This window comes from Streptococcus sanguinis (genome assembly GCF_020729765.1).
Taxonomy (GTDB): Bacteria; Bacillota; Bacilli; order Lactobacillales; family Streptococcaceae; genus Streptococcus; species Streptococcus sanguinis_Q.
The window spans coordinates 1-25,077 of sequence record NZ_JAJEPD010000087.1; the positions used below are offsets into that span (position 1 = coordinate 1).

Below are 25,077 nucleotides of genomic sequence, written 5' to 3' on the forward strand. Positions count from 1 at the left end.
ATTGCCCTTCCTTCCATTGGATCGTTTAACTGTTTTAGATTAGTAAGTCGTAAAAATGGAGGTTGAGTTTCAGAATTATTTTGAAAAAATGCAAGAGTTTGAAGGTGAAACTCCACTAAGTGACTTGGCGGAAAAATTAAAAAAGATTTCTTATCTTTTTAAAGTAAAAGATTACGAATATGAGATGGAGTATCGTATTCTAATCAATCTAGATGATACTTCTGTAAAAACACTTATTGAAAATCATAATAAAAGTTTAGATAAAAATAAGGATTTATTAAATGATAAATCCTTGAAGAAAGAAGATATTGGGTTAGAAATTTTTGATAAAGTTAACTATAACGATTTTAGGAAGTATATCGTATTAAGCCCGAAAGATAATGGCAGATACGATCTATTTGTATACATTAATCTGGCTCCTTTGAAATACTCAAAAGTCATTCTAGGTCCAAAGGTTACAGATGCAGACTATATTGCTCCTTATCTCAAACTTGCCAATCCTGATATAGTAATAGAGAGTTCGAAAATTCCCTATCGTTAGAGAAAATAACTGTTTTAAAACATACAAACAAGGAGCACTATATGCGTTATGCACTTTTACTCCGCGGCATCAATGTCGGCGGGAAAAACAAGGTCGTTATGGCTGATTTGAAGAAAGATTTGACTGGGTTGGGGTTTGAAAATCCAGTTTCCTACATCAATAGTGGCAATCTTTTCTTTGATAGCGAGGAGCAGGAGGAGAGGATTCGGGAGATATTGTCAGCTTATTTCAGTCAGTCTTACGATTTTCCTCTGCCTTTTGTCCTTGTCAGCTCTGCCAAGCTTCAAAAAGAAACAGCCAATCTGCCTGCTTGGTGGCAGGATGAGACAGCCTTTCGGCGTGATGTTCTCTTTTATCTGCCGGAGACAGATAGGGAGAGTGTTCAAGAGCTGGCAGGCAGCTGGGCAAATGACAAGGAGCAACTGCATTTTGGGCAGACGGCTTTCTTTTATAGCAATGCTGACCAAGCGGACTATCTCAAGTCCAACTACCATAAGAAACTGCTCAAATCTAGTTTTTACAAGCAACTAACTATCCGAAACGGCAAGACTTTCCAGAAGATTGTGGAGTTGGTGAATGAGAAGTAAGACCAAAAAGAAAAAGAAAAAGAAAAATAAAAGAAAAGTAAAAGTTCAGGGGAATAAGTTTAGTCTTTGGTTGGAAAAACATCGGGTAGTAGAAGCTTTTTTAAATTTTTTAGTCTTAATAGTTGTTGCGATTGGTGTGGGATATTTAACTTTTGGTAATGAGAGCATTCCTGCTCCACTTCGTCATTTTAATTATATTAGTCCTTTATGTGTAAACTTGCTCCTCTTGGTGCTTATTCCTTATTATTCTCGATTTGGTAGCTTGAGAAAAGAAGGATTTACTTCTCTGAAGATTTTAGCGGAAGCATTTCTTTATCTGAACGGGCCGGTTTTCTTAATCCATTATTTTATAGGAATTCGATCAAAAGATGGAAAACATTTTGCATCACCTCTAATCAGTTTGGATTCTCGCTATGTTTGGTTTCCGATTGCTACCTATCTAATCTTTTTCTTCATTTCAGCGTTAACGATGTTGATTTTGAAATATAATGAAAAAAAGAGGAAAAATCATGACAAAAGAAAATCTGTCTAAATWATTTTCATTTAAAACACTCTATCTAGCCTTGCTAACCTTTGTCATTCTTCATTTGATTTTGTTACCTTTTGGTCTATCCTTTACTCCAGTTTTGTGGAATAGTTGGTTTTTTATTCTTTGTTTGGCCTTCTTTATCCATCCTTGGATAGTCTTTTTTAGGACAAGAGATTTTCATTGGTATCATCTAATTTTTCAATTATTCAGTGGATTGGTGGCGCTTTATCTTTGGTTTTCGGCATTCTTTGCTTTGTCAATCATCTCGGATCCAGCCATGCCCATCAATATAGACTATCATATACAAGATAATGAAATCATCATTGTCAGAGGTTTTGTGGTCCATAGTACCTATGAACATCATGAATTGATCAATCCCTTTATCATGAAGTCAGAAGTGAAATATAACGAAGATATGTTTTAATAACTTAGAAAGTGAGCAAATCCATAGCCTGTTTTAGATCTAGTCATAATCTCGAGAAGAGGAAAAATTATTTTGAAATATTTAAATGTGTTTAGAATGGCTTATCTTGCCTTGTTATCCTTTGTCATTTTCCATCTTATTTTATTATCATTTGGTTTAGCATTTATTCCAACTTTGTGGAATATCAGGTTGTTTTGCTTTGGTTTGACCTTATTGTTGCATTTATGGGCTCGATTTTATAAATCAAGGATAGATCAAAAGCGTCATCTTATCCTAGAGCTTTTTAGTGCTTTTGTAGTTTTTTGTCTCTGGGGTGTTTCACTTTTAGCTTGTTCTTTTATAGAAGATTCACGCATTCCAATTACAGTAGATTTTAGAATAGTAGATAGCGAAGTTATCATCGTTAGAGGATCTTTGCTTCATGTTTATCGTGAATACCATGATTTAGTTAATCCTTTTATGATGAAGTCTGAAGTAAAATATCGAGATGAATATTAACAAATAGAAAGCGAGTGAATCCATGTCACGTTCCCAAGAAACAATTCTAACAAACATCTGCCTTGTTGAAGATGTGTCGCGAGGTAAAGTCCTAATGCAGTATCGCTCTCCAGAGCGCTATCGTTGGTCTGGATATGCTTTTCCGGGCGGTCATATTGAAAAGGGCGAATCTTTGCATGATGCGGTTGTCCGTGAGATTTTAGAGGAAACAGGTTTAACTATTACTCATCCGAAATTGGTTGGGGTAAAGAACTGGCATACGGATGAAGGGATTCGCTATATCGTCTTTTGTTACAAAGCGACCGACTTTTCTGGTCAGATTCACTCGACTGAAGAGGGCGAGATCTCTTGGGTAGACAAGGAAACCCTGCCTCAGCTGGACTTGGCCTACGATATGCTGGAACTCCTTCGTATGATGGAAGATGAGGAATTATCCGAATATTACTATCACGAGCGGATTGAAGGTGGCTGGCGCAAGAGTATGTATTAAAAAATGTTTCCTTTTGTATCTGAAGTGCAAAGATAGAAAGGTGGATGACTGTCATGATTTCATTATGGATTGCTATTGTTGCATTTTTTCTTTTGGGCTTAAACCATTTTTTTCCTTCTAGAAATGCTGGATTCGGTTTGAGATTTCCATTTGCTTTTCATACTTTAAAAGGATGGAAGCAGAGCCAATCTAGGTTTTATAGATCAGTGATTTTGCTTAATTTACTCATTTTTCTTTATTCTTTGTACACAGATTTAAACGAGATTAGGGTCTTGGTCTTGTCAATTATTAGTATTGTATTTTCTGGAATATTAATTTTTTTAATTTCTTTTAAAGAATAGTTTGATTGTTTTATCAGTGATTTTTATAGCGACTATCTATCATTTGAAAGGTGGCTGGCGTAAGAGTATGTACTAAAAAGACTGACTAGGTTGGAGCCTAATCAGTCTTTTTTTTCTTGCTATTTATTCCTGTAAAAATCCTAGGTCTCTCAAGGCGGCTTCTACATGGTCCAAATCCTGCTGGGAGTCGGCTTGTACTAGGTGATAGTGGACTCCATCTGTCAGTTCAGATAAGGGGCGAAAGGCACAGGATGCGACCTGTTGGAGAAAATGCTGGACATCTCGGCGGCAGGTTAGCTTTAGGTAAGTTTGGATTTCGCCATAAACTGGATGCTCAATCAAAATAGTCTGTACGCGGCCGCCATTATCCACGATAGCCAGCAGCTCGGCCTCCATATCCTCAGCCCCATGCTGAACTTTGAAGAGCTGATGGACAGCAGCATTTTCTTGGCGGTCTTTATAAAGATAGCCACGGTTGGTTGAGAGGATGAGAGCACCATCAGCCCGCAAGAGGGCAATATCTTGCACGATAATCTGCCTGGTCACATGGAAATGCTCCGCCAGTGACTGGCCATTGAGGGCAGCAGATGATGTTTTCAAAAGGTTTAATAGTTCTTCTTGTCTTTGCTTGGTCATAGCTTCATTGTAAACCAAAAGTCAGGAATCTTCAAGCTCTAGCGAATCTTTTTCAGCGCTTGATAGACAAACTTGGCAATGACAAAGTCGACCATGCTATGGATGACCGTACCAAGTCCAACCAGACCAAATAAGATATAGAAAGCATTAGCTGGATAGGCAGAAGTCGTGTAAAAGAGGATGCAGACGACCACTTCGCCAAAGGCATGAATCAAGGCTAGTAGGAAATTAAATATCCAAGTCTTCTTCTGGCTGTCCAGTGTGTCCGGGTGTTTTTGCAAATAAAGAGCGCCTATGCTAGCGAAGAGCAAGTGGGACAGGGCTCTAAGCGTGATGATAAAAGGAAGTCCGGACATTCCAAACCCAATAGCAGAACCAATCACGACAATCACCGTCATGAGAGGGGAGATAAACATAGCCAGAAAGATAGCGACGTGGCTGGCTAAGGTGAAGGAAGCGGGCGGAATGACAATTTTAATCGGCATAACCAGTGGGATAACAATAGCTAGTGCAGTCAAAAAAGCGGTCAGTGTCATAAACTGATTTTTAGATTTTGGTTTCATAGCGACTCCTTTTTATCTGTATATACACTAGTATAGTACACTGTTTTTGCAGAAAGGTCAAGACCTGTAGGAAATCCTAAAAGAGATTTGTCAAAAACCTTAAAATAGCTTATACTAGAAAGGTGTGGAAATAGGAGTAAACTAGATTTTTAGGATTTAGTTGACCTTCACATCGATTAGTGTTCTGCTGGACTTGAAAAATGAAAGAAGAGCTTAATCATATATAGAAGGCTGGTATGGAAATTTAGCAGCCTTGACTAGAAATGGAGAAAAAATGAACAACTTACCAAACTGCCCCAAATGTAATTCAGAGTATGTCTACGAAGATGGAACGCTCTTGGTCTGCCCAGAGTGCGCCTATGAGTGGAATCCAGCTGAGGTTCAAGAAGCAGAAGAAGGACCAGTAGCGATCGATGCTAATGGCAATAAGCTGACTGATGGCGACACAGTTACCTTGATTAAGGACCTGAAGGTCAAAGGAGCACCTAAGGATCTCAAGCAGGGAACGCGCGTGAAAAATATCCGCATCGTAGAAGGCGACCATAATATCGACTGTAAGATTGACGGCTTCGGTGCGATGAAGCTCAAGTCAGAGTTTGTTAAGAAAATTTGAGGTCTCTATGAATCGTCGTTTTATCTTAATTTATCGAATTATTCTTTTTATCCTGGCCTTTTTGGGTGTGTATCTGGAAATCACTAAGTATGGCGTGGGCATGCTCATGTACTATACGGTTTTGTCCAATCTCTTGGTCCTGCTCTTTACGGGCTATCTGGTCTATCTGATGATGAGACCTGGTGATGCTTGGAAGGCGCCGAAAATCTTGAGAATCAAGGGTGGAGTAACAATGTCCATCATGATTACTTGTGTCGTTTATCACCTCTTGCTGGCCCCAATTGCGACAGATTTTTACCGCCTAGAGAATTTTCTGTGTCATTATATAGTCCCCTTGGCGTTTCTTCTGGATACAGTAATCTTTGACAAATCGCGCCAGTACCGCTGGTTTGATCCAATTTCTTGGACAAGTGTGCCTTTGGTCTACATGGCCTTTGCTCTCTTTAATGGTTTCTTCCTGAAAATAGATATTCCAAGATCCAAGGACAATCCATTTCCTTACTTTTTCCTCAATGTCTTTAAGAAAGGCTGGCCCTATGTCATCCAGATGTCTCTGATTATCTTTGCGGCCTACCTGATCTTTGGTTTTGTCTTTTACGGGATAAAATCCATCTCTTTCTCAAAGAAGAAGACTTCTTAGAGACTTGTACTTGTAGATGAAAAACAGATTTTATCTGTTTTTTTATTTTGCTTCTATTTTTTCTTGCCAATATCAGWTTTGTATGATATAGTTAACTAGTTAATTATTAACTGGTTAAACAAAAAAGGAGGAAAGAATGAAACACAATCAGAAACTGTTGGGACTAGCAGGGATCATTCTAGCTTGTAATCTTTGCTTGGCTGCTTGTCAATCTCAGACATCTAAACAGGAAAGCAGTCAAGAGAAGGTGAAGATTAAGCAAGAGGTGAAGAAGAAAAGTAAGTCGACCAAAAAAGGACAGGTTCCTGGAGTTGATAAGCCGACGGATGATGGTTTTCTCTTCAAAAGCGAGTCTCAAATTAAAGCTAGAACTAGTGAAGGTTTGGTTTTAGAGCATGATGGTCATACGCACTTTATTTTTTATTCTGACCTAAAGAATAGTAAATGGGCCTATCTGATACCAAAAGATGGGCAAGTGCCTGCAGGCTCGCCTCAGCTGGCAAATCAAATGAGCACTACTGATGATGGCTATGTTTTTAATCCTACAGACATTGTCTCAGAAGACCAATACGGCTATGTAGTACGCCATGGAGATCATTTTCATTATATTTTGAAGCAGTCAGTGGGTAATCTTGCACAAGCACCGAGTTATCGTCCAACGCCGTCTAGCAATACTACTGGACCTGTTTATCAGCCAACGCTTAGGCCGTCTGTTCCCCAGCAGCAAGGGACAACTAAACGCCAATTTGCTGGGATTGATTATCCTACAAGTGATGGATTCTTATTTAGAGGCACAGGGGTAACAGGCAAGTTAGCTACTGGCTTGCTGGCGGATCATAATGGTCATACTCATTTCATCCCCTATGAGCAGCTGATTGCTTCACCTTGGGAGTCATTGATTCCAGCGGAACATAAGAAAGCTGCTGAAGATGCCTACTATGGCCGGCAAGGGCAAGCACAGCCTTCACCAGAACCGTCGCCAGCTCCAGCACCAGCTCCTACACCTGAGCCTGCGCCAAGTCCATCAGACGAGGAAGAAGAAATTGCCAAGAAAAAGGCCTATTTGGCTCAGCAATTAGGAATTGATGAAAGTCTGATTCAGGTGAGCGATACAGATAAAGGAAAGGTATTTATCTATCCGCATGGCGACCACAGCCATTCGACTTTGATCAGTGAGATTGATACGACCAAGCCTTTTGACCCGCATGGAAATCCGCACGCTCATGACACAGTTGGTATGGCAACCTTGAAAGCTCTAGGATTTGATGATGAAATCATTGAAGATATTTTACATGCTACGGCAGATACCCCATTCCCATCAGATGAGACGGATAAGGAAAAGATGAAAGCTTGGCTGGCAACTGTTAAGTATCTAAATATCGGCCAGCGCAAAGATCCGCTGGAAAGAAAAGGCTTGGAACTGATGCCAAATATTGAAGTTTTGGGAATTGGCTTTACTCCGATAAAGGACATCAGACCAGTGCTGCAATTTAAACATTTAAAACAGCTGTGGATGACAAAGACAGGCGTTACCAACTATGATTTCTTAAAAGAAATTCCGACCTTAGAAGGCTTGGACATCTCCCAGAATGGTATCACCGATTTATCTTTCTTGAAGGATTACCCAAACCTCAAAACAGTGGCAGCAGCGGGAAATGACCTTGCCGATATTACACCTTTAGCTAATCTGAAAAATCTGGAGTCATTGAACCTTGACTACAATAATATCTCTTATATTTCTGCTTTGACCAAGCTTTCAAAATTAAAAGCTGTAAGTTTAGAGCACAATCAGCTGCACGATATTTCTGCTCTGAGCCAAAAAGAAGATTTAACAAGGCTTTTCTTATCCAACAATCCAAACTTAAATCTCAATTCGCTTAAGGCTTCCCATCTGGAAGAATTAACAGCTGACAATTCCAATGTTGAGAGCTTGAACTTCCTGAAATCTAATCCAAATCTGACAACTCTGAGCCTAAATGGAAATCGTCTGACTTCGCTAGCAGGAGTTGAAGCTGCTAAGAATTTAGTTACCTTGTCCGCAAGTCAAAACAAGATTACATCTTTAGACATTCCAGCTGCCCAGTCTTCCTTGAAGAATTTAAACTTGGGTGAGAATGAGCTGAAAAACTTGGAAGGGATTAATCAGTTTAGGGCTTTAGACAATCTGGCTGTCAACAAGAATAAAATCACAACCTTGGCGCTGCAGGAACCAAATAAGACAGTGACTTATATCAATGTCAGTGACAATCACATCCCTAAAGCAGAGCTTGAATTGAATGAAAATAAAATTCCGAAAGCCTTGGCGCAGCATTTCCCAGATGTTCAGGGTGGCAGCATTGATAATAATAAGCCGGCTGATCCAAAAGAAGAAAATAAGGAAGCGCCTAAGGAAAGTGAGCCTATGAAGGCAGATGTCCAAGGGGAGCCATCATCCGATAAGCCAGCCTCAGCTCAAGCAAGCGGCCAAGGAGCTTCCAATGATAGCGAGCATCCAGCTGGATCTCCTGAAGCAGAGTTAAAAAGTCAAGCTGAGAATCTAGAAAACTCTTCTAAGCCATCATCAGAAGAAGTGCCAACTACTGAAAATCCTGCATTAAAATCTGAGCCAGCTCAAGCAGAAGATAAAGAAAATCAAATGGATTCAAAAGATAAGGAAAAAGAAGAGAAAGAAGCTAATCACTAATCCTTATCCAGTTGAGCAGAAAAAATACAATTTTTTCTTGAAATAGTTTTGAATTTGTGATATAGTATAAAAAATTAAATAATCCTTTAATTCTATCCAGAGAGATAGACAAGGAGCAAGTAAAAAGATGGGTGGAGTGTAAGCAAGTGCATCTTGTTTTAGCTTGCCTGACTAGATTTTTCTGAAGTCTCCTTGTAATAAGGAGACTTTTTCTTGTTTGAGGAGGAAAGAATGAAAACAAAAGAAGTTGTCGATGACATCACCATGAATCGCGCGATTACGCGGATTACCTATGAAATCATCGAGCGCAACAAGGACTTGAACCAAGTGGTCTTGGCTGGGATTAAGACCCGTGGGGTTCACTTGGCTCATCGCATTCAGAAGCGATTGGCTCAGTTGGAGAATATCAATATTCCAGTCGCAGAAATAGATACCAAGCCTTTTCGTGATGATATAAAGGTTGAGGAAGATACGACAGTGATTCCAGTGGATATTACCGACCGTCAAGTAATCCTGATCGACGATGTCCTCTACACAGGACGAACTATCCGAGCAGCTATCGACAATCTGGTCAGTCATGGACGTCCGTCTCGGGTTGGTTTAGCTGTTTTGGTTGACCGTGGTCACCGCGAGCTGCCTATACGGGCAGACTATGTCGGCAAGAACATTCCGACTAGCCAAACTGAGGAGATTATCGTTGAGATGACTGAGACAGACGGTCAAGATCGCGTTTTGATTATGGGGGAGTAATAAGCTAAATGAGTCAAGATGTTAAGTATGATGTGCATGATATGCCAAAGCCAGGTCTGCTTTTAGGACTATCCTTTCAGCACTTGTTCGCTATGTTTGGGGCGACAGTCTTGGTACCGATTCTGGTGGGAATTGACCCAGCGGTAGCCCTCTTTTCCAGCGGTCTTGGAACACTGGCCCATCTGACTGTTACCAAGTACAAGATTCCGGCTTACATGGGCTCTAGTTTTGCTTATATCGCAGCCATGCAGATGCTGATGAAGACAGATGGTATCGGAGCGGTTGCACAGGGAGCCATCACCGGTGGTTTGGTCTACTTTATCGTGGCACTGATTGTCAAGTTTGCTGGAAATGCTTGGATTGACAAGGTGCTGCCACCAGTAGTAGTTGGCCCCATCATCATGGTCATTGGTCTGAGCTTGGCTGGGACAGCTGTTAGCGATGTGATGAATAAGACTGTAGCTAATGGTGAAAAAGTTTATGATTTGACCTACTTCATTATCGGTATGGTCACGCTCTTAGCGGTTATCCTCTTTAATATCTATGGTAAGAAGATCGTGGGGATTATCCCAGTCTTGCTAGGCTTGATAGTGGGCTACATCTTTAGCTTGATTCTAGGGGCTGTGACTGGGCAGGAAATTGTTTCTTTTGCCAAGGTAGGAGAAGCTTCTTGGTTCCACCTTCCGCCTATGAGTCTGCCTTTCTTGGACTACGATGTGAAATTTTATCCTAGCGCGATTTTAACCATGGCGCCTATCGCCTTTGTAACCATGACAGAGCACTTCGGACATGTTATGGTGCTGAATAGCTTGACAGGCAAGGACTTCTTCAAGGATCCAGGTCTAGACAAGACCTTGACTGGTGATAGTCTGACTCAGATTATTGCAGGGTTTTTCGGAGCACCGCCGGTGACTAGCTACGGAGAGAATATCGGAGTCATGGCGCTCAATAAAATCTACAGCGTCTATGTCATTGCAGGCGCAGCAGTGCTGGCCATTGTCATGAGCTTTGTGGGCAAGGTCTCAGCCCTGCTCCAATCCATCCCGAGTCCTGTGCTGGGTGGTATTTCCATCGCCCTCTTTGGGGTAATTGCTTCGAGCGGTCTCAAGATTCTGATCGAAGCACAGACCAACTTTGACAATAAAAAGAACCTCTTGATTGCCAGTGTCATCTTGGTATCTGGCATCGGCGGTCTGACCTTGCAGCTGTCGGGTCTGCAAATCTCAGGAGTTGCCTTGTCAACTATTCTGGGAATTGTACTCTATCTTGTCCTGCCTGAGCCCAAGGATTGAGCTAGGTGCTAAATCATTAACTTTTGTTCAAAAATAGCTTGCTCTCAGAGCGACTTTACTTGCAGCACTCTGGAAGCCCTCATTCTTTTATAAAGGAGAATTACATCATGTCATCCAATCAAATCGCTCTTAAGAACCTTGTTTCTATGGAAACTCTGTCAAATGAAGAAGTTATGGCCTTGATTAAACGCGGAATCGAATTTAGAAATGGCGCTAAAGTCCATTATGATGAGCAGCATATCGTTTCTAACCTCTTCTTTGAGCCTTCGACGCGGACTCACAAGGCCTTTGAGGTAGCAGAGTTGAAGTTGGGTTGCGATCTTCTGGACTTTGATGTCAAGACCAGCTCGGTCAATAAAGGAGAAACCTTGTATGACACCATCCTGACCATGTCTGCCCTTGGTGTTGATGTTTGTGTCATTCGCCACCCTGAAGTGGACTATTACAAAGAGCTAGTCGAAAGCCCGACCATTACGACTTCTATCGTAAACGGAGGAGACGGTTCTGGTCAGCATCCTAGCCAAAGCTTGCTGGATTTGATGACTATTTATCAAGAGTTTAGTCGCTTTGAAGGACTCAAGGTTGCGATTGCTGGTGACTTGGACCATTCGCGCGTGGCTAAGTCAAATATGCAGATTCTCAAGCGCTTGGGGGCAGAGCTCTACTTTGCAGGTCCGGAAGAATGGCGGAGCCAAGAGTTTGCGGACTATGGTAAGTTTGTCACTATTGATGAGGTGATTGAAGAAGTGGATGTCATGATGTTCCTGCGTGTGCAGCATGAGCGCCATGACTACGAGTCCATCTTTTCTAAAGAAAATTATCACAGACTGCATGGTCTGACTCAAGAGCGCTATGACCGTATGAAAGAAACAGCAATTCTGATGCATCCGGCTCCAGTTAACCGTGATGTAGAAATTGCGGATCATCTGGTCGAAGCACCAAAATCGCGTATCGTTGAACAAATGACCAACGGCGTCTTTGTTAGAATGGCTATTATCGAAGCAGTTCTGAAAGGCCGTCAATAATCTCGGACAGTAGGCCGGGAGTGGGTGAAGCTGTGTGAAGCAATCCCACTCCCTATTATTATATATCTTATGTGGATGGTCGTGGGCGGTCTGCATCTTGGACAGGAGGGAACAATGGCAAAGAGACTTTTAATATTAGAAAATGGCATGATCTTCGAAGGGGAAGCTTTTGGAGCGGATCTTTTTGTGACAGGCGAAATCGTCTTTAACACAGGCATGACAGGCTATCAGGAATCGATTACGGATCAGTCTTATAATGGCCAGATTTTGACCTTTACCTATCCCTTGGTTGGAAATTATGGTGTCAATCGGGACGACTATGAATCCATTCTGCCAACCTGCAAGGGAGTGGTGGTCTATGAGTATGCACGTCGTGCCAGTAATTGGCGCCAGCAATTGTCTTTGGATGAGTTCCTCAAAATCAAGAAGATACCAGGCATTTCGGGAATTGATACCAGGGCACTAACCAAGATTATCCGCCAGCATGGAACCATGAGGGCGACCATTGCTAATGCGGATGATAGTATTGAGCATCTGCAAGACCAGCTGCAGGCTACAGTTCTGCCGACGGATAACATCAAGCAGGTGTCTACCAAGCAGTCCTATCCAGCTCCGGGAACGGGTCGCAGCGTGGTATTAGTGGACTTCGGTCTCAAGCATTCTATCCTGCGGGAGTTAGCCAAACGCAACTGTAGTGTGACGGTGGTGCCTTATGATACCAGCGCTGAGGAAATTCTCCAGCTCAATCCTGACGGCATCATGCTGTCCAATGGACCGGGTAATCCGGAAGATGTGCCGGAGGCTCTGGACATGATTCGTGGTATTCAGGGCAAGATTCCAATTTTCGGAATCTGTATGGGACACCAGCTCTTCTCCATGGCTAACGGTGCAAAGACACATAAGATGAAGTTCGGTCACCGTGGTTTCAACCATGCGGTACGTGAGATTGCGACAGGCCGAGTTGATTTTACCAGTCAAAATCACGGCTATGCAGTCAGCCGTGAGGATTTGCCGGAATGCTTGATAGTGACTCATGAAGAAATCAATGATAAGTCCGTCGAAGGTGTGCGCCATCGGGACTATCCAGCTTTTTCTGTGCAGTTTCACCCAGATGCTGCGCCGGGACCGCATGATGCAGACTATCTCTTTGATGAGTTTATGGAAATGATGGATGCCCATCAGGCTTACTAGGAAGCAAGATTGAGAGGTGCACTATGCCAAAACGTAAAGATATTCAGAAAATTATGGTCATTGGTTCTGGTCCTATCGTTATTGGTCAGGCTGCGGAGTTTGACTATGCTGGGACTCAGGCTTGCCTGTCCTTGAAAGAAGAGGGCTACAGTGTTGTCTTGGTTAATTCTAACCCAGCGACCATTATGACGGACAAAGAAATTGCAGACCGAGTTTATATCGAGCCTATCACGCTGGAGTTTGTTGCGAGGATTTTGCGTAAAGAGCGGCCAGATGCTCTTCTGCCGACTTTGGGCGGCCAGACCGGACTCAATATGGCCATGGAACTATCCAAGTCAGGACTTTTAGAAGAGCTGGGAGTGGAGCTCTTGGGGACAAAGCTGTCAGCCATTGACCAAGCGGAAGACCGGGATCTCTTCAAGCAGCTGATGGAAGAGCTAGGTCAGCCCATCCCTGAGTCAGAAATTGTCAATACAGTTGATGAAGCACTGGAATTTGCAGCTGAAATCGGCTATCCAGTCATTGTCCGTCCGGCATTTACACTGGGAGGAACTGGCGGCGGTATCTGTAGCAATGAGGAAGAGCTGCAGGAAATCGCAGAAAATGGGCTCAAACTCTCTCCAGTGACTCAGTGTCTGATCGAGCGTTCTATAGCGGGCTTTAAGGAAATCGAATACGAAGTTATGCGAGATGGTGCCGACAATGCGCTGGTCGTATGTAACATGGAAAACTTTGACCCAGTCGGCATCCACACAGGTGATTCTATCGTTTTTGCACCTAGTCAGACCATTTCAGACTATGAATACCAGATGCTGCGGGATGCCAGTCTCAAGATTATTCGAGCGCTGAAGATTGAGGGCGGCTGTAATGTACAGCTGGCTCTGGACCCGCATAGCTTTAAGTACTATGTTATCGAGGTCAATCCACGGGTTTCCCGCTCATCAGCCCTTGCCTCTAAGGCGACCGGCTATCCGATTGCCAAGCTGGCGGCTAAAATCGCAGTCGGGCTTACATTGGATGAAATCATTAATCCGGTGACAGGCTCTACCTATGCTATGTTTGAGCCAGCTCTGGACTATGTGGTCGCTAAGATTCCACGCTTTCCATTTGATAAATTTGAGCAAGGTGAGCGCCGTCTGGGAACCCAGATGAAGGCGACAGGGGAAGTCATGGCTATCGGCCGCAATATTGAGGAGAGTCTGCTCAAGGCTTGCCGTTCTCTTGAAGTTGGTGCGGACCACAATGAGCTGCCTGCTCTCAGCCAAGTAAGCGATGATGAGCTGATGAGGAAGATTGTCAAAGCGCAAGACGACCGGATTTTCTATATCTCAGAGGCTATTCGTCGTGGTTACAGTCCGGATGAAATTGCTGAGCTGACCAAGATTGATGTCTTTTTCCTGGATAAGCTGCTCCATATTTACGAAATTGAGCAAGAGCTGGCCAGTCATATCGGAGATAGCTATGTGCTTAAGAAGGCCAAGCAAAATGGCTTTGCGGATACTAAGATTGCTGCCTTGTGGGGGATGACAGCCGAGCAGGTGCGTCGCATCCGGCAGGAGCAGAAGATTGTGCCGGTCTACAAGATGGTGGATACCTGTGCTGCTGAGTTCGAGTCTGCGACGCCTTATTTCTACTCTACCTATGGCTTTGAAAATGAATCTATCAAATCCAGCAAGGAATCTGTTCTTGTGCTGGGTTCTGGTCCTATCCGAATTGGGCAGGGAGTCGAGTTTGACTATGCGACCGTTCATTCTGTAAAGGCTATTCAGGCAGCTGGCTACGAAGCGATTATCATGAATAGCAATCCGGAGACTGTATCGACTGACTTTTCTGTCTCTGACAAGCTCTACTTTGAGCCGCTGACCTTTGAAGATGTCATGAATGTCATTGAGCTGGAGCAGCCTAAAGGGGTTATCGTTCAGTTTGGTGGGCAGACCGCCATTAATCTTGCAGAGCCACTGTCCAAGGCTGGTGTTAAGATTTTAGGTACCCAAGTAGCGGACTTGGATCGGGCTGAGGATCGGGATCTCTTTGAGCAAGCTCTGAAAGAACTGGATATTCCGCAGCCGCCGGGTCAGACGGCTACTAATGAGGAGGAGGCAGCAGAGGCTGCTCGTAAGATTGGCTTCCCTGTTCTGGTGCGACCTTCCTATGTCTTGGGTGGCCGTGCCATGGAAATCGTAGAAAACGAAGCGGATCTACGCTCTTATATGCGGACAGCGGTTAAGGCCAGTCCAGACCATCCGGTTTTGGTGGATTCTTACATTGTTGGTGATGAGTGCGAAGTGGATGCCATTTCTGATGGCCGTCAGGTCTTGATTCCTGGGATTATGGAGCATATCGAGCGGGCAGGAGTTCACTCAGGGGATTCCATGGCGGCCTATCCTCCACAAACCCTATCTCAGAAAGTCAAGGATACTATTGCAGACTATACCAAGCGTTTGGCTCTGGGACTGAATTGTATTGGCATGATGAATATTCAGTTCGTCATCAAGGATGAGCAGGTCTATGTCATTGAGGTCAATCCACGGGCCAGCCGGACTGTTCCTTTCTTGTCCAAGGTGACTGATATTCCGATGGCGCAAGTGGCGACTCGTTTGATTCTTGGGGAAACTTTAGCAGAGCTGGGCTATGAAGATGGTCTTTATCCAGAAAGTTCAATGGTTCATATCAAGGCGCCAGTCTTCTCCTTTACCAAGCTGGCGAAGGTTGATAGTCTCTTGGGACCTGAAATGAAGTCTACCGGCGAAGTCATGGGCAGTGACCGCACGCTCGAAAAAGCACTCTATAAGGCTTTTGAGGCTTCCTATCTCCATCTGCCAAACTTTGGAAATATCGTCTTTACTATTGCAGGCGATAGCAAGGAAGAAGCCCTGCAGCTGGCTCAGCGTTTTGCCAATATTGGCTATGGTATCTGGGCAACCAAGGGAACAGCCTCCTATTTTGAAAATCACGGCCTACACGTCCGTCTGGTGGAAAAAATCGGCAGTGATGATCACAAGGACATCCCAGCCTATATCCGCAAGGGCAAGGTTCAGGCTATTATTAACACGGTCGGAACTAAGCGGACAGCTGACAAGCATGGTCAAATAATCCGCAGCTCAGCTATTGAGCACGGAGTGCCCCTCTTCACAGCCTTGGACACAGCTGATGCTATGCTGAAGGTACTGGAAAGCCGCAGTTTCACTACAGAGGCGATTTAAAGATGGAGTTTTCATTTCCAGATTGTTATTTGACAGTCTGATAGTCTGAAAAGTAATCTCATACAGTTAAGCTTGAAAAATGCATCTGTCCAATCTTATTCTGTCCTTGAATAGTCATAATAAATAACCGTTCAGATATATTGGAATTAAAATCAAAGAGGCAGTGGGAAAGAATCCTACTTCCTTTTTGCTTTATTTTCTTAAAAAACTTGACAAAGAAGTTGACAAAGTGTATGATATTAACCGGTTAATAAACTGGTTAATAATGAGTTAAGGAGATATTGTGAAACGAGCTTTAAAAATCTTAGTATGCCTTAGCCTGCTGTCCCTGGCCTTGTGTCTCGGGGCTTGTCAGTCTCAAAAGGAATCCAGTCCATCCAGTCCGTCGCAAGGATTGAAGATCGTAACCAGCTTTTATCCTATTTACTCCATGGTTAAGACCATATCGGGCGATCTGAATGACGTGCGCATGATTCAGTCTAGCAGCGGTATTCATGATTTTGAGCCTTCAGCCAATGACGTGGCAGCCATCTATGATGCAGATGTCTTTGTCTATCACTCACGGACTTTGGAGTCCTGGGCTGGAGAGCTGAATCCTAGTCTCAAGAATTCCAAGGTTCAAGTCCTTGAGGCTTCTCAGGGAATGGAGCTGGATCGAGTCGCTGGTTTGGAAGATGTCCAAGCGGGAGAGGGAGTGGATGAGAAGACGCTCTATGACCCCCATACCTGGTTGGATCCTCAGAAGGCTGCGGAAGAAGCTCAGATTATCGCCGACAGGTTATCAGAGCTGGATAGCGACCATCGGGAGACTTATCAGGCCAATGCCCGAAAATTTCAAGAAGAGGCTAAAAAACTGACAGAACGCTATCAGAAGATTTTTGATAAAGTGCCCAACAAGACCTTTGTCACCCAGCATACTGCCTTTTCTTATCTGGCCAAGCGCTTCGGGCTGACCCAGTTGGGCATTGCTGGTATTTCACCGGAGCAGGAGCCTAGTCCGCGCCAGCTGACAGAGATAGAAGACTTTGTCAAGGAGCACGAGGTGAAGACCATTTTTGTGGAAAGCAATGCTTCTTCCAAAGTGGCTCAAACCTTGGTCAAGGCGACCGGTGTACAAATCAAGGAGCTGAATCCTCTGGAAGCTGACCCAGCCAATCAACTATCTTATTTAGAAAATTTAGAAGAAAATCTAGCTGTTTTAGCTAAAGATTTGAAAGGATAAAGGAAAACCATGAAAAAGAAATATTTCCTAGCTTCAGCAGCTGTATTAGCTCTTGGTCTCGGAACTTACGGGCTTATCCAATGGCAAGCTCAGCCCCGAACTCAGACCAAAGATAACAAAGTAGCCTATATTGAGGATAAGACTTCGGGTGCCAAGACGGATAAAAACAAAAATTTGACATCTGACCAAATCAATGATGAGGAAGGTATTGAAGCAGAGCAAATTGTCGTGAAAATTACGGATCAGGGCTATGTCACTTCTCACGGAGACCATTATCATTACTTTGATGGAAAGGTGCCTTTTGATGCCATTATCAGCGAAGAGTTGATTATCCGAGATCCTAATTACACGCTGCAGGAAGCAGATATAGTCAATGAGGTCAAGGATGGCTATATCATCAAGCTAGATGGGAAGTATTATCTCTACCTCAAGGATGCCAAGCATACCAGTAATGTCCGCTCGGTAGATGAGATTGCACGGCAGAAGAAGCTGCATAAGACCAAGGAAGAAGGCGATAGTGGCAAATCTTCCACTACAAAATCAAGCAGAACTCGCGATTTCAGTCAACCTAGCAAGTCCTTAGCTGCGGGAAAGACGGCAGCAGACCTTGCAGGAATTTCCCACCAAGGGCAAGGGGGATATAAAACGGATGACGGTTATACTTTCAGCCCCTCTGACGTCATCGAGGATACTGGCGATGCTTTTATCGTGCCGCATGGCGGCCATTTTCACTACATTCCCAAGAGCGACTTGTCGCCGGCAGAATTGGCTGCGGCTCAGAGCTACTGGAATAGCAGACGGGCTGGCGGACGAGTGAATCCGCCTAACTACGGCAGGACGGTTGCTTCTTCCAATACTTGGAATCAGAATAGTGCTGACAATCAGGGTGGACCAGTCTCAAATCCGTCTCCACAGCTGTCAAATCATTCAAAGATTGAGCAGCCAAGTCCTGGCTTAGCGGCTACTCAGCTGAGTCCGTCTAATCCGCTCCAGCCGTCTCAAACATCTCAGCCATCCTTGCCAAGTCTGCTGCAGCAACTCTATGCCCTGCCTCAATCTCAGCGCTATCATGAAGGGGACGGCGTGGTGTTTGACCCACTGAAAATCAGCCGTCGGACAGAAAATGGGATCGTTATCCCCCACGGAGACCATCATCATTTCATTCCTTATGACAAGCTGTCAGACTTGGAAGCGAAGATTGCCCGCTTGATTCCTATTGGATATACTTACGAGCCGCTAGGAGATCCTATGCAAGCTTTGAAGCCACAGCTACCGTCACAGCCTGAGCACGACCATGGTTTTCATGCGGAGGCTGTCATTGGCAAGGACGACCAAGGCTACATGGTATCGCATGGAGATCATGCTCATTACTTTTACAAGAAAGACTTGACTGCTGAACAGATTCAAGCAGCGGAGCAAGTCTTGGCCAAGCAGCCAGCAAAACAGTCTGCAGCAGTCAATGACGCTGAACGCTATTCACGCGATGCCAGCGATGAGGAAAAGATCGCTTATATCTGCCAAACCTATGGTGTTCCCAAGGAAGCAGTTCGCATCTCAAATGGCTTCTTTGTCTTTAATAACCCTGACCAAGCCTACGATCCGACTCATATCCATCCCTATGCTGTCCACAAGGAGCATGTTCGCATTCCTCTGGTAACGGGCAATGCAGAGCTGGACTTCATGAATGAGCTCTACACAACAGCCCTGCGTTCAGGTCTGTCGCCTTACAGTCTGCAAGTGGAAGATGGTCAGTTTGTCATTCCTCATGGAGACCACAACCACTATATCAAGATCCAGTCCAAGGGAGCAGCAGAAGCCTTGAAAAATCGTCTGCCTCAGATTCAATCTAAGTATGAGCAGGGCGATTATGATGAGGCCGCTATTTTACAAAAGGTAGAAAGCCTGAAAGCGGATAGTCAGCGTCTTTATGCCGATAATCCCGTCATGCAGCGGCGGATTGAGCTTGCTTTGGGGCAGTTTGTAGAAACCATGAAGAAGCTGCCTAGCAACTCAACAGCTGGCTACCTGAGCAGTCTGGATAACTTTGATAAGCAGTTTATCCATGTGGATCAGACGGTCAAGCCAATCCAAGAGACCGAGCTGGACAAGACTTATCAAGGGCTTTTGGAGAGAATGAACCGACTTGACACAGATAGCTATGGACTGAAGAAAGCTGACTTGCTGCAGCGTCTGCAAAATGCTTATGCTGGCCAGAATCAAGCTGAAATGGCAGAGCTAGGACAATTACTATCAGCTTTAGAAGATTATCATGATCGGACAGGCGTCACAGCGGTTGATTATATTCGCTATTTCTACCAAGCATTAGAGGATGGACGTTTGAGCCCTGAGCTGCGCAGAAAAGCAGCCGAGCTGACCTTGACTCTCTATAAGTCTCAAGCCTTTATAGAAGCGACTAATCTCCAGCAGCTTTTTCCTGCCCTCTATCAGACTAAGAAAGAAATTGCAGCAGCCCTTGCTAGCGGTCAGCCTTCTCCGTCCTCTGAAAAGACAGAGCTGGATCAGGGAGAGCCAGATCAGCCAACCTATAAGGCCATGATTTATGACTTTTTGAAGGGTATTTATGATGATTTTGGCACCTCGGATGATAGCGAGAAGAGCGCTCAAGCACTTGTCTTCCTTGGAAAAGCGCAGGAATTGCTTGGAGAAGTAAAGGACCAAAACAGCCGGGCAGACTATGCGGCTAGAATCTTAGAACTAGGCAAGGAATTAAAGAGCAGCAGCTCAGATAAGCAAGCTTTACTGACAGCGAGTCAGAAGCTTTTGGATCAGATGAGCCGAACAATCGCTGGACAAAAGGAAGAGCCAGCTAATACGGAAAATCAGGAAGTTTATCAACAGCTTTATAATCTGCTCATGTCTATCCATCAGTATTTGGAAAAGAATCAAGGAAGTGAGCAGCAATACCAGCAGCTGGACCAGCTTTTTGATAAGCTTGGACAGAGAGCTACAGATAAGAAAGAGCTGCTTAAGGAAATCCTGGCCTTCCAGCAGTCACTCGTCCATCCTGAGGGGGCAAACGAGTCTGATTCTCAGCATAGCAACGATGATGACTATCACTTTAATCTGCAGGATATGGTCGGAGCGGATGAGCAAGGCTATCGAGTAGCCCATCTGGACCACGAGCATTATATCTACAAGAAAGACTTGTCAGAAGCTGAGCGTCAAGCTGCAGATGCCTATGCGGTGCAAAAAGGATTCCTAAAAGCACTGGCTGAACAACCTGCTTCTGGTCAGGTAGCAAGCACCAGTGCTCCAGAAACTGCGCAAAGTGATAATCTACTTTCCGAATCTGCCACTGGAGAAGCAGCTCAAAACCAATCTGACAAACCAGTAGAAGCTTCGACAGCAGCAAACCCAACTGGTCAATCAAGCTTAGCAGCGAGTTTTGGTATGACAGAGGAAGCATTCAATCAGAAATTGCAGGAACTTTCTCAGCTCTATGGAATCAGCCCAGAGACTTTCAGCTACAATCCAGCAACCAGAAGCATCAGCTTTACAGGAGCAGACGGCCAGCTGAAAACTGTTCAGATTAGCTAAGCTTACATTTTGATGTAAGACAACAATAAAACGAATGATGAAGACTAAACTAAGTCTGCTTCATCATTCGTTTTTGATTTTCACAACCCTATACTTATTTGATTGATATTGTGTTAGAATAAACAGAGACTGATAGATGAAAGGATTATCACCGTGAGAGAAAAAGAACTACCCATCAAAGAATATCTTAGAGTAAAAAAAGAAGCTATTTATAGTCTCCTTATATTCTTGCTAACGGCCGTTACAGGAGCTATTCTATCCTTTATTTTGGTCTATTCAAAATCTAGGAATTTAATCTTTGAAAATGTTTCAATTGGTTTAGTTGTGTTTGCAGGTATTGTTATATCAAGGCCGTATTGGACAAAAAAGAAACAATACGAGAATCAGTATCCAGAATTGAAAGGAATGTCTACAAGAGGTGCTGAAGCTTCTGGGAATTTTTTGGGAAAACATCTGATTGTATATCCAGCCATTCTTGTTTATATGGTTTGGGCCTTTTTTGCTTATTATCATCCTGTTCAAAATCAGGAAATAGTAGATATTGATCTTCCGGCAATTAGTACAGAAACTGAGTATAGTTTGGATTTTCCAAAATCAGATAGTTCAGCCAGCACTGGAGACAGTCAAGGAGACAATCAATCAGATGCTTCGTCGGTCGGACAAGATGAAAATGGAGAGTAGAGATAGATAAWGTTATAATTTGAAAGTTAGATTAAGGGATTGATTGCTAAAAAATTGTAAAATATTTAAGTAGTGAAATTTGAATCATAAAAAAAGAAACGAGAGAAAAATGAACAAAGAAGAATTCTTACGATGAATTTTTMTCTGCGATTGAACGTCAAGGATACTATGAAATCAAAAATCCACGTGTCTATAAACCAGGCACTAATAAAATTGAGCAAGTTGAAGGAATTTTTAGAATTAACCAATGGAGTAACTAAATGAAGACATACAAACTCAAAAATAAAGAAAATTATAAACACTTTGTCAAACATTATCTAGAAGTAATGAGGGAAGGAAAAGAAGCAGAAGCTTTTCTAGGAACGGAAGCGAAGTATTGTTTTCGACAACGGGATTCTTATGAAGTGGATAGCACAGATATTAACGTATTAATGGAATATTGCTTGTACCCTCTGTATGTAGAAGGTGATAGGGATATAGCGCGCAGAACCTTTGATATCTTGAAAAATTTTAGCTTATCGATTGACTTAGTCAAATTAGATAAGGTGACTGATTTTATCTCTATTCAAAACTGGTTTTTAACTGAATATTCTAATCTTCCCTTTACCATTGAGACGGATGAATTGGTAAGAAATATTATAGAAAGTATCTCAAAATTATCAGATGAGCAGAAACGTACTTATACCTATGAAAGACTCTGTAATGTATTAGACCGTAGTCCATTATACAGACAGTGTGATGTAGAAAAGGTAGAGAAGATCCTTAAAGAATTCAAGGAAAAATACTACAATCCACCTAAGGTAGTAGAATTGTAGGAAATTAAATTAAGGATGTAGGGAGAATGGAGGAATTTTGATGACAAAACAGGAATTATTAGACTTTTTAAAATTTAATAGCAATAAGCCTAGATATTATACTGTACACTTAAATAAAAAAGTTTTAGAGCAGTTTGCGATAGGGTATTATCAGGATTTAAGTGCAAATAGATTTATAGTGTATGAGGTTACTGAACGTCAACAGTTACATGAAAAAGCTAGTTTTGAAAGAGAAAAGGATGCTATTGAAGAATTATATGAGATTGTAAAGTTTAGATGTAGGATTAAAAGTATACCTATTCAGTTAGATGTTTCAGAGATTGATGCAATCGGAACAAGTGATAAAGACTTGGAACTTTTATTAATAGATGGCAATCTTTGGCTTCCGGATACCGAAGAAGAGCATCTCTTGAGACTTCAAGAAAAACTCAACAACTATATCTACTTCCTCGAAAGCAAGCAGTATGTAGAACGATATGGTGATAACTTTGATAAAAAAGTCATTCATATCACATTCCAGTATTCTCCATCTGACAACGGTCTAGCCTTTCTCGCAGCTGTTCAGAAAGTGTTACAACCTACAGATATGAGCTTGAAGGTAGAATTGCCAGAGTGAGAAAAAACCACAGAAATTCTTCGTGAACTTCTGTGGTTTCTTTTTTAATCTTGATAGGAAACAATGCCGATGATGGTGTCGACAGCGCATTCCATGGTTTCTAGGCTGACATATTCAAAGCGGCCGTGCATGTTCTCACCGCCGGCAAAGAGGTTAGGTGTTGGGATGCCCATAAAGGAAATTTTAGAGCCGTCAGTTCCGCCACGGATAGTCTCGATGACAGGTTGAATGTCCAGTCTTTCCATGACTGCTTTGGCGATATGGATAGGTGTCATGTCTTTTTCAATGACCTGCTTCATGTTGTAATACTGGTCTTTGAGGGTCAAGATGACGCGCTCGCTGCCTAGCTCTTGGTTCATCTTTTCAGAAATAGCCTGCATAGCAGCTTTGCGATTTTCAAAAGCCTCTGTCTCAAAGTCGCGGATAATGTAGCTAGCTTGAGCCTCTTCGACTGTACCAGTCAGGTTCATCAGGTGGTAGAAGCCTTGGTAGCCCTCGGTCTTCTCTGGTCGGTCGGCTTCTGGCAGCTGATTGTGGAAGTCAATAGCCAGCTGGAGAGCATTGACCATCTGGTCTTTAGCAGTTCCCGGATGGACATTGCGGCCTTGGAAGGTCAGTTCTGCTCCAGCAGCGCTAAAGGTTTCGTACTGGAGTTCCCCTAGTGGTCCGCCGTCCACTGTGTAGGCAAAGTCCACATCGAAGTCCTCAGCGTCAAACTTATCAGCACCGACGCCGATTTCCTCATCTGGTCCAAAGCCAACTCGGATTTCTCCATGCTTGATTTCTGGATGGGCAGACAGGTATTCGATAGCAGTCATGATTTCAGCAATACCTGACTTGTCATCTGCTCCCAAAAGAGTTGTTCCATCAGTCGTAATCAGAGTTTGGCCCTTGTATTTATGGAGACTGGCAAAGTCCGCAGGATCTAAGTTAAAGCCAGATTGCCCCAGCGGAATCACACCGCCGTCATAATTCTCAATGACCTGCGGCTGAATGTTTTCTGCGTTGAAGTCCGCCGTATCCATGTGGGAAATAAAGCCAATCTTGCGGGTAAAGCTTGGGTCATTGGCTGGCAGAGTTCCAATCGCAAAGCCGTTGGGCAGGTAGTAGACATTTTCCAAGCCAACCCGCTTCATTTCAGGAATGAGGACATTGTTGGCAAAGTCCACCTGACTCTGGGTGCTGGGTGTAGTTGTAGATGTCTCGTCTGAGCGCGTGTTGACCTTGACATAAGTCAGAAAACGCTCTAACAGATTAGGATATTTCATGAGTGCTCCTTTTTCATTTCATTTAAGTCTATTTTAGCATATTCAGGAGAGAGTGAGAAATGTTTTTCGTTTCTTGAGGACAAAGGTAAAATCTAGCAATTAGTTTTATATCTTGTCAAAATCTGGTAAACTATATCTATGCAAATGGAAAAAACAATCAGCAAAGCTGTGATTTTGGGGGCTTCGGGAGGTATAGGTCGTCAGTTGGCTAGAGAACTGGCTCAAAGGACAGACCAGATGGTCTTGGTTGGCAGAGATGAAGCGAAGCTCACTCAGTTGCAAGAGGACTTGTCTGGAGTTAGAGCTAAGCTTTCCTGCAGAGTTTTGGATTTGCTGGATGCGGCTGCGGTAGACGATTTTGCTCAGCAGCTAGAGGCTGATCTAGTGATTAATTGCTGCGGTTTAGCTAATTTTAGTCCAGCACTATCTCTTTCGGAAGCTGCTGAAAAGGCCCTATGGCAGGTTAATTACCAAGCGCCGATTCGACTGATGAGGCAAATCGTGGAGCGCAATCGCAAGATAAGACTTGTCCAACTTTCCTCTCTGGCAGCGCTTTGTCCCCATCCTTATCTGGCGGCTTACAGCGCCAGTAAGGCCGCTTTGCAGACCTACTGTCTAGCCTTGCAAGAAGAGCTGCGCCTCAAAGGCTCTGAAATGAGAGTTTGTCTTTATATACTGGGACCGGTTCGGACTGCCATCTTTCCTCCAGAGTTACAGAATGCTTTGGGTGGAAGTCAGTTGCAAATGAGCCCGGAGATAGCAGCACGACGCATCATCGGACTGCTCCAGCAAGGTCGTTCTTATGCGATAGTGGGCAAGAGATATCGACTACTGGCTTGGCTCATGAAGCTACTTCCACAAAGATGGATTATCCGTTTGATTGGCGCTTATCTACGAAAGGGGCTTTGATC

23 protein-coding genes and 1 pseudogene are annotated in these 25,077 nt (G+C 43.5%); 21 read left to right on the forward strand and 3 right to left on the reverse strand.

Annotation, left to right across the window (positions count from 1 at the left end):
- Positions 1-79: 79 nt before the first annotated feature.
- From K4H96_RS11270 to K4H96_RS11300, 7 genes and pseudogenes are all read left to right on the forward strand, one after another.
- Positions 80-541: pseudogene (locus K4H96_RS11270) on the forward strand (DUF2971 domain-containing protein); the annotation flags it as partial.
- Between the two features lie 41 nt (positions 542-582).
- Positions 583-1,128, forward strand: coding sequence for a DUF1697 domain-containing protein (locus tag K4H96_RS11275; protein ID WP_223336975.1), 546 nt, complete (start codon positions 583-585; stop codon positions 1,126-1,128).
- Complete coding sequence (locus tag K4H96_RS11280) at positions 1,118-1,660, forward strand: hypothetical protein (RefSeq protein WP_223336974.1); 543 nt, start codon at positions 1,118-1,120, stop codon at positions 1,658-1,660. The genes K4H96_RS11275 and K4H96_RS11280 overlap by 11 nt, the downstream gene beginning before the upstream one ends.
- Positions 1,638-2,081, forward strand: coding sequence for a hypothetical protein (locus K4H96_RS11285; protein WP_227956537.1), 444 nt, complete (start codon positions 1,638-1,640; stop codon positions 2,079-2,081). The genes K4H96_RS11280 and K4H96_RS11285 overlap by 23 nt, the downstream gene beginning before the upstream one ends.
- 96 nt (positions 2,082-2,177) lie before the next feature.
- Entirely contained in the window at positions 2,178-2,579 is a 402-nt protein-coding gene (locus K4H96_RS11290; protein WP_223337329.1) for a hypothetical protein, read from the forward strand.
- A 22-nt stretch (positions 2,580-2,601) separates the two neighbouring features.
- A complete protein-coding gene (locus K4H96_RS11295) occupies positions 2,602-3,069 on the forward strand; it encodes an 8-oxo-dGTP diphosphatase (RefSeq protein WP_223336972.1) in 468 nt (155 codons plus the stop codon).
- 44 nt (positions 3,070-3,113) lie between these two features.
- Positions 3,114-3,410, forward strand: coding sequence for a hypothetical protein (locus tag K4H96_RS11300; RefSeq protein WP_002900174.1), 297 nt, complete (start codon positions 3,114-3,116; stop codon positions 3,408-3,410).
- A gap of 123 nt (positions 3,411-3,533) precedes the next feature.
- Here K4H96_RS11300 and K4H96_RS11305 read toward each other — a convergent pair whose 3' ends face one another.
- Complete coding sequence (locus tag K4H96_RS11305; protein ID WP_223336971.1) at positions 3,534-4,064, reverse strand: transcription repressor NadR; 531 nt, start codon at positions 4,062-4,064, stop codon at positions 3,534-3,536.
- Between the two features lie 20 nt (positions 4,065-4,084).
- Complete coding sequence (locus K4H96_RS11310; protein ID WP_223336970.1) at positions 4,085-4,609, reverse strand: hypothetical protein; 525 nt, start codon at positions 4,607-4,609, stop codon at positions 4,085-4,087.
- A 274-nt stretch (positions 4,610-4,883) separates the two neighbouring features.
- Here K4H96_RS11310 and K4H96_RS11315 point away from each other — a divergent pair, with 274 nt between their 5' ends.
- The 13 genes from K4H96_RS11315 to K4H96_RS11375 all read left to right on the forward strand — a co-directional run bounded on the left by K4H96_RS11315 (position 4,884) and on the right by K4H96_RS11375 (position 22,898).
- Positions 4,884-5,222 (forward strand): zinc ribbon domain-containing protein YjdM, encoded by a 339-nt coding sequence (locus tag K4H96_RS11315; protein WP_002920966.1) that lies wholly within the window; start codon positions 4,884-4,886, stop codon positions 5,220-5,222.
- A 7-nt stretch (positions 5,223-5,229) separates the two neighbouring features.
- Entirely contained in the window at positions 5,230-5,862 is a 633-nt protein-coding gene (locus K4H96_RS11320) for a Pr6Pr family membrane protein (protein ID WP_002914990.1), read from the forward strand.
- Positions 5,863-5,998: 136 nt separating this feature from the next.
- The gene (locus tag K4H96_RS11325) at positions 5,999-8,545 is read left to right on the forward strand and encodes a pneumococcal-type histidine triad protein (RefSeq protein WP_223336969.1); all 2,547 of its coding nucleotides are present in this window, start codon (positions 5,999-6,001) and stop codon (positions 8,543-8,545) included.
- 231 nt (positions 8,546-8,776) lie between these two features.
- Positions 8,777-9,295, forward strand: a complete 519-nt coding sequence (gene pyrR / locus K4H96_RS11330) for a bifunctional pyr operon transcriptional regulator/uracil phosphoribosyltransferase PyrR (protein WP_223336968.1) — start codon at positions 8,777-8,779, stop codon at positions 9,293-9,295.
- Positions 9,296-9,303: 8 nt separating this feature from the next.
- Positions 9,304-10,587 (forward strand): uracil-xanthine permease family protein, encoded by a 1,284-nt coding sequence (locus tag K4H96_RS11335; protein ID WP_223336967.1) that lies wholly within the window; start codon positions 9,304-9,306, stop codon positions 10,585-10,587.
- Between the two features lie 107 nt (positions 10,588-10,694).
- On the forward strand, positions 10,695-11,612 hold the full coding sequence (locus K4H96_RS11340) for an aspartate carbamoyltransferase catalytic subunit (protein WP_223336966.1): 918 nt from the start codon (positions 10,695-10,697) through the stop codon (positions 11,610-11,612).
- Between the two features lie 114 nt (positions 11,613-11,726).
- Positions 11,727-12,803, forward strand: coding sequence for a carbamoyl phosphate synthase small subunit (locus K4H96_RS11345; protein WP_223336965.1), 1,077 nt, complete (start codon positions 11,727-11,729; stop codon positions 12,801-12,803).
- 23 nt (positions 12,804-12,826) lie between these two features.
- Positions 12,827-16,006: a carbamoyl-phosphate synthase large subunit gene (gene carB / locus K4H96_RS11350; protein WP_223336964.1), complete on the forward strand. Its 3,180-nt coding sequence runs from the start codon at positions 12,827-12,829 to the stop codon at positions 16,004-16,006.
- Positions 16,007-16,289: 283 nt separating this feature from the next.
- A complete protein-coding gene (locus K4H96_RS11355) occupies positions 16,290-17,228 on the forward strand; it encodes a metal ABC transporter solute-binding protein, Zn/Mn family (protein ID WP_223336963.1) in 939 nt (312 codons plus the stop codon).
- Positions 17,229-17,237: 9 nt separating this feature from the next.
- Positions 17,238-20,786, forward strand: a complete 3,549-nt coding sequence (locus tag K4H96_RS11360; protein ID WP_223336962.1) for a pneumococcal-type histidine triad protein — start codon at positions 17,238-17,240, stop codon at positions 20,784-20,786.
- Between the two features lie 153 nt (positions 20,787-20,939).
- Positions 20,940-21,467: a hypothetical protein gene (locus K4H96_RS11365; RefSeq protein WP_223336961.1), complete on the forward strand. Its 528-nt coding sequence runs from the start codon at positions 20,940-20,942 to the stop codon at positions 21,465-21,467.
- A gap of 260 nt (positions 21,468-21,727) precedes the next feature.
- On the forward strand, positions 21,728-22,282 hold the full coding sequence (locus tag K4H96_RS11370) for an NAD glycohydrolase inhibitor (RefSeq protein ID WP_002900193.1): 555 nt from the start codon (positions 21,728-21,730) through the stop codon (positions 22,280-22,282).
- Positions 22,283-22,322: 40 nt separating this feature from the next.
- The gene (locus K4H96_RS11375; RefSeq protein WP_223336960.1) at positions 22,323-22,898 is read left to right on the forward strand and encodes a DUF6572 domain-containing protein; all 576 of its coding nucleotides are present in this window, start codon (positions 22,323-22,325) and stop codon (positions 22,896-22,898) included.
- 44 nt (positions 22,899-22,942) lie between these two features.
- On the opposite strand, the gene pepT is transcribed toward K4H96_RS11375, so the two are convergent.
- The gene (gene pepT / locus K4H96_RS11380; RefSeq protein ID WP_223336959.1) at positions 22,943-24,166 is read right to left on the reverse strand and encodes a peptidase T; all 1,224 of its coding nucleotides are present in this window, start codon (positions 24,164-24,166) and stop codon (positions 22,943-22,945) included.
- A 138-nt stretch (positions 24,167-24,304) separates the two neighbouring features.
- Here pepT and K4H96_RS11385 point away from each other — a divergent pair, with 138 nt between their 5' ends.
- On the forward strand, positions 24,305-25,075 hold the full coding sequence (locus K4H96_RS11385; RefSeq protein WP_223336958.1) for an SDR family NAD(P)-dependent oxidoreductase: 771 nt from the start codon (positions 24,305-24,307) through the stop codon (positions 25,073-25,075).
- Positions 25,076-25,077 lie beyond the last annotated feature (2 nt).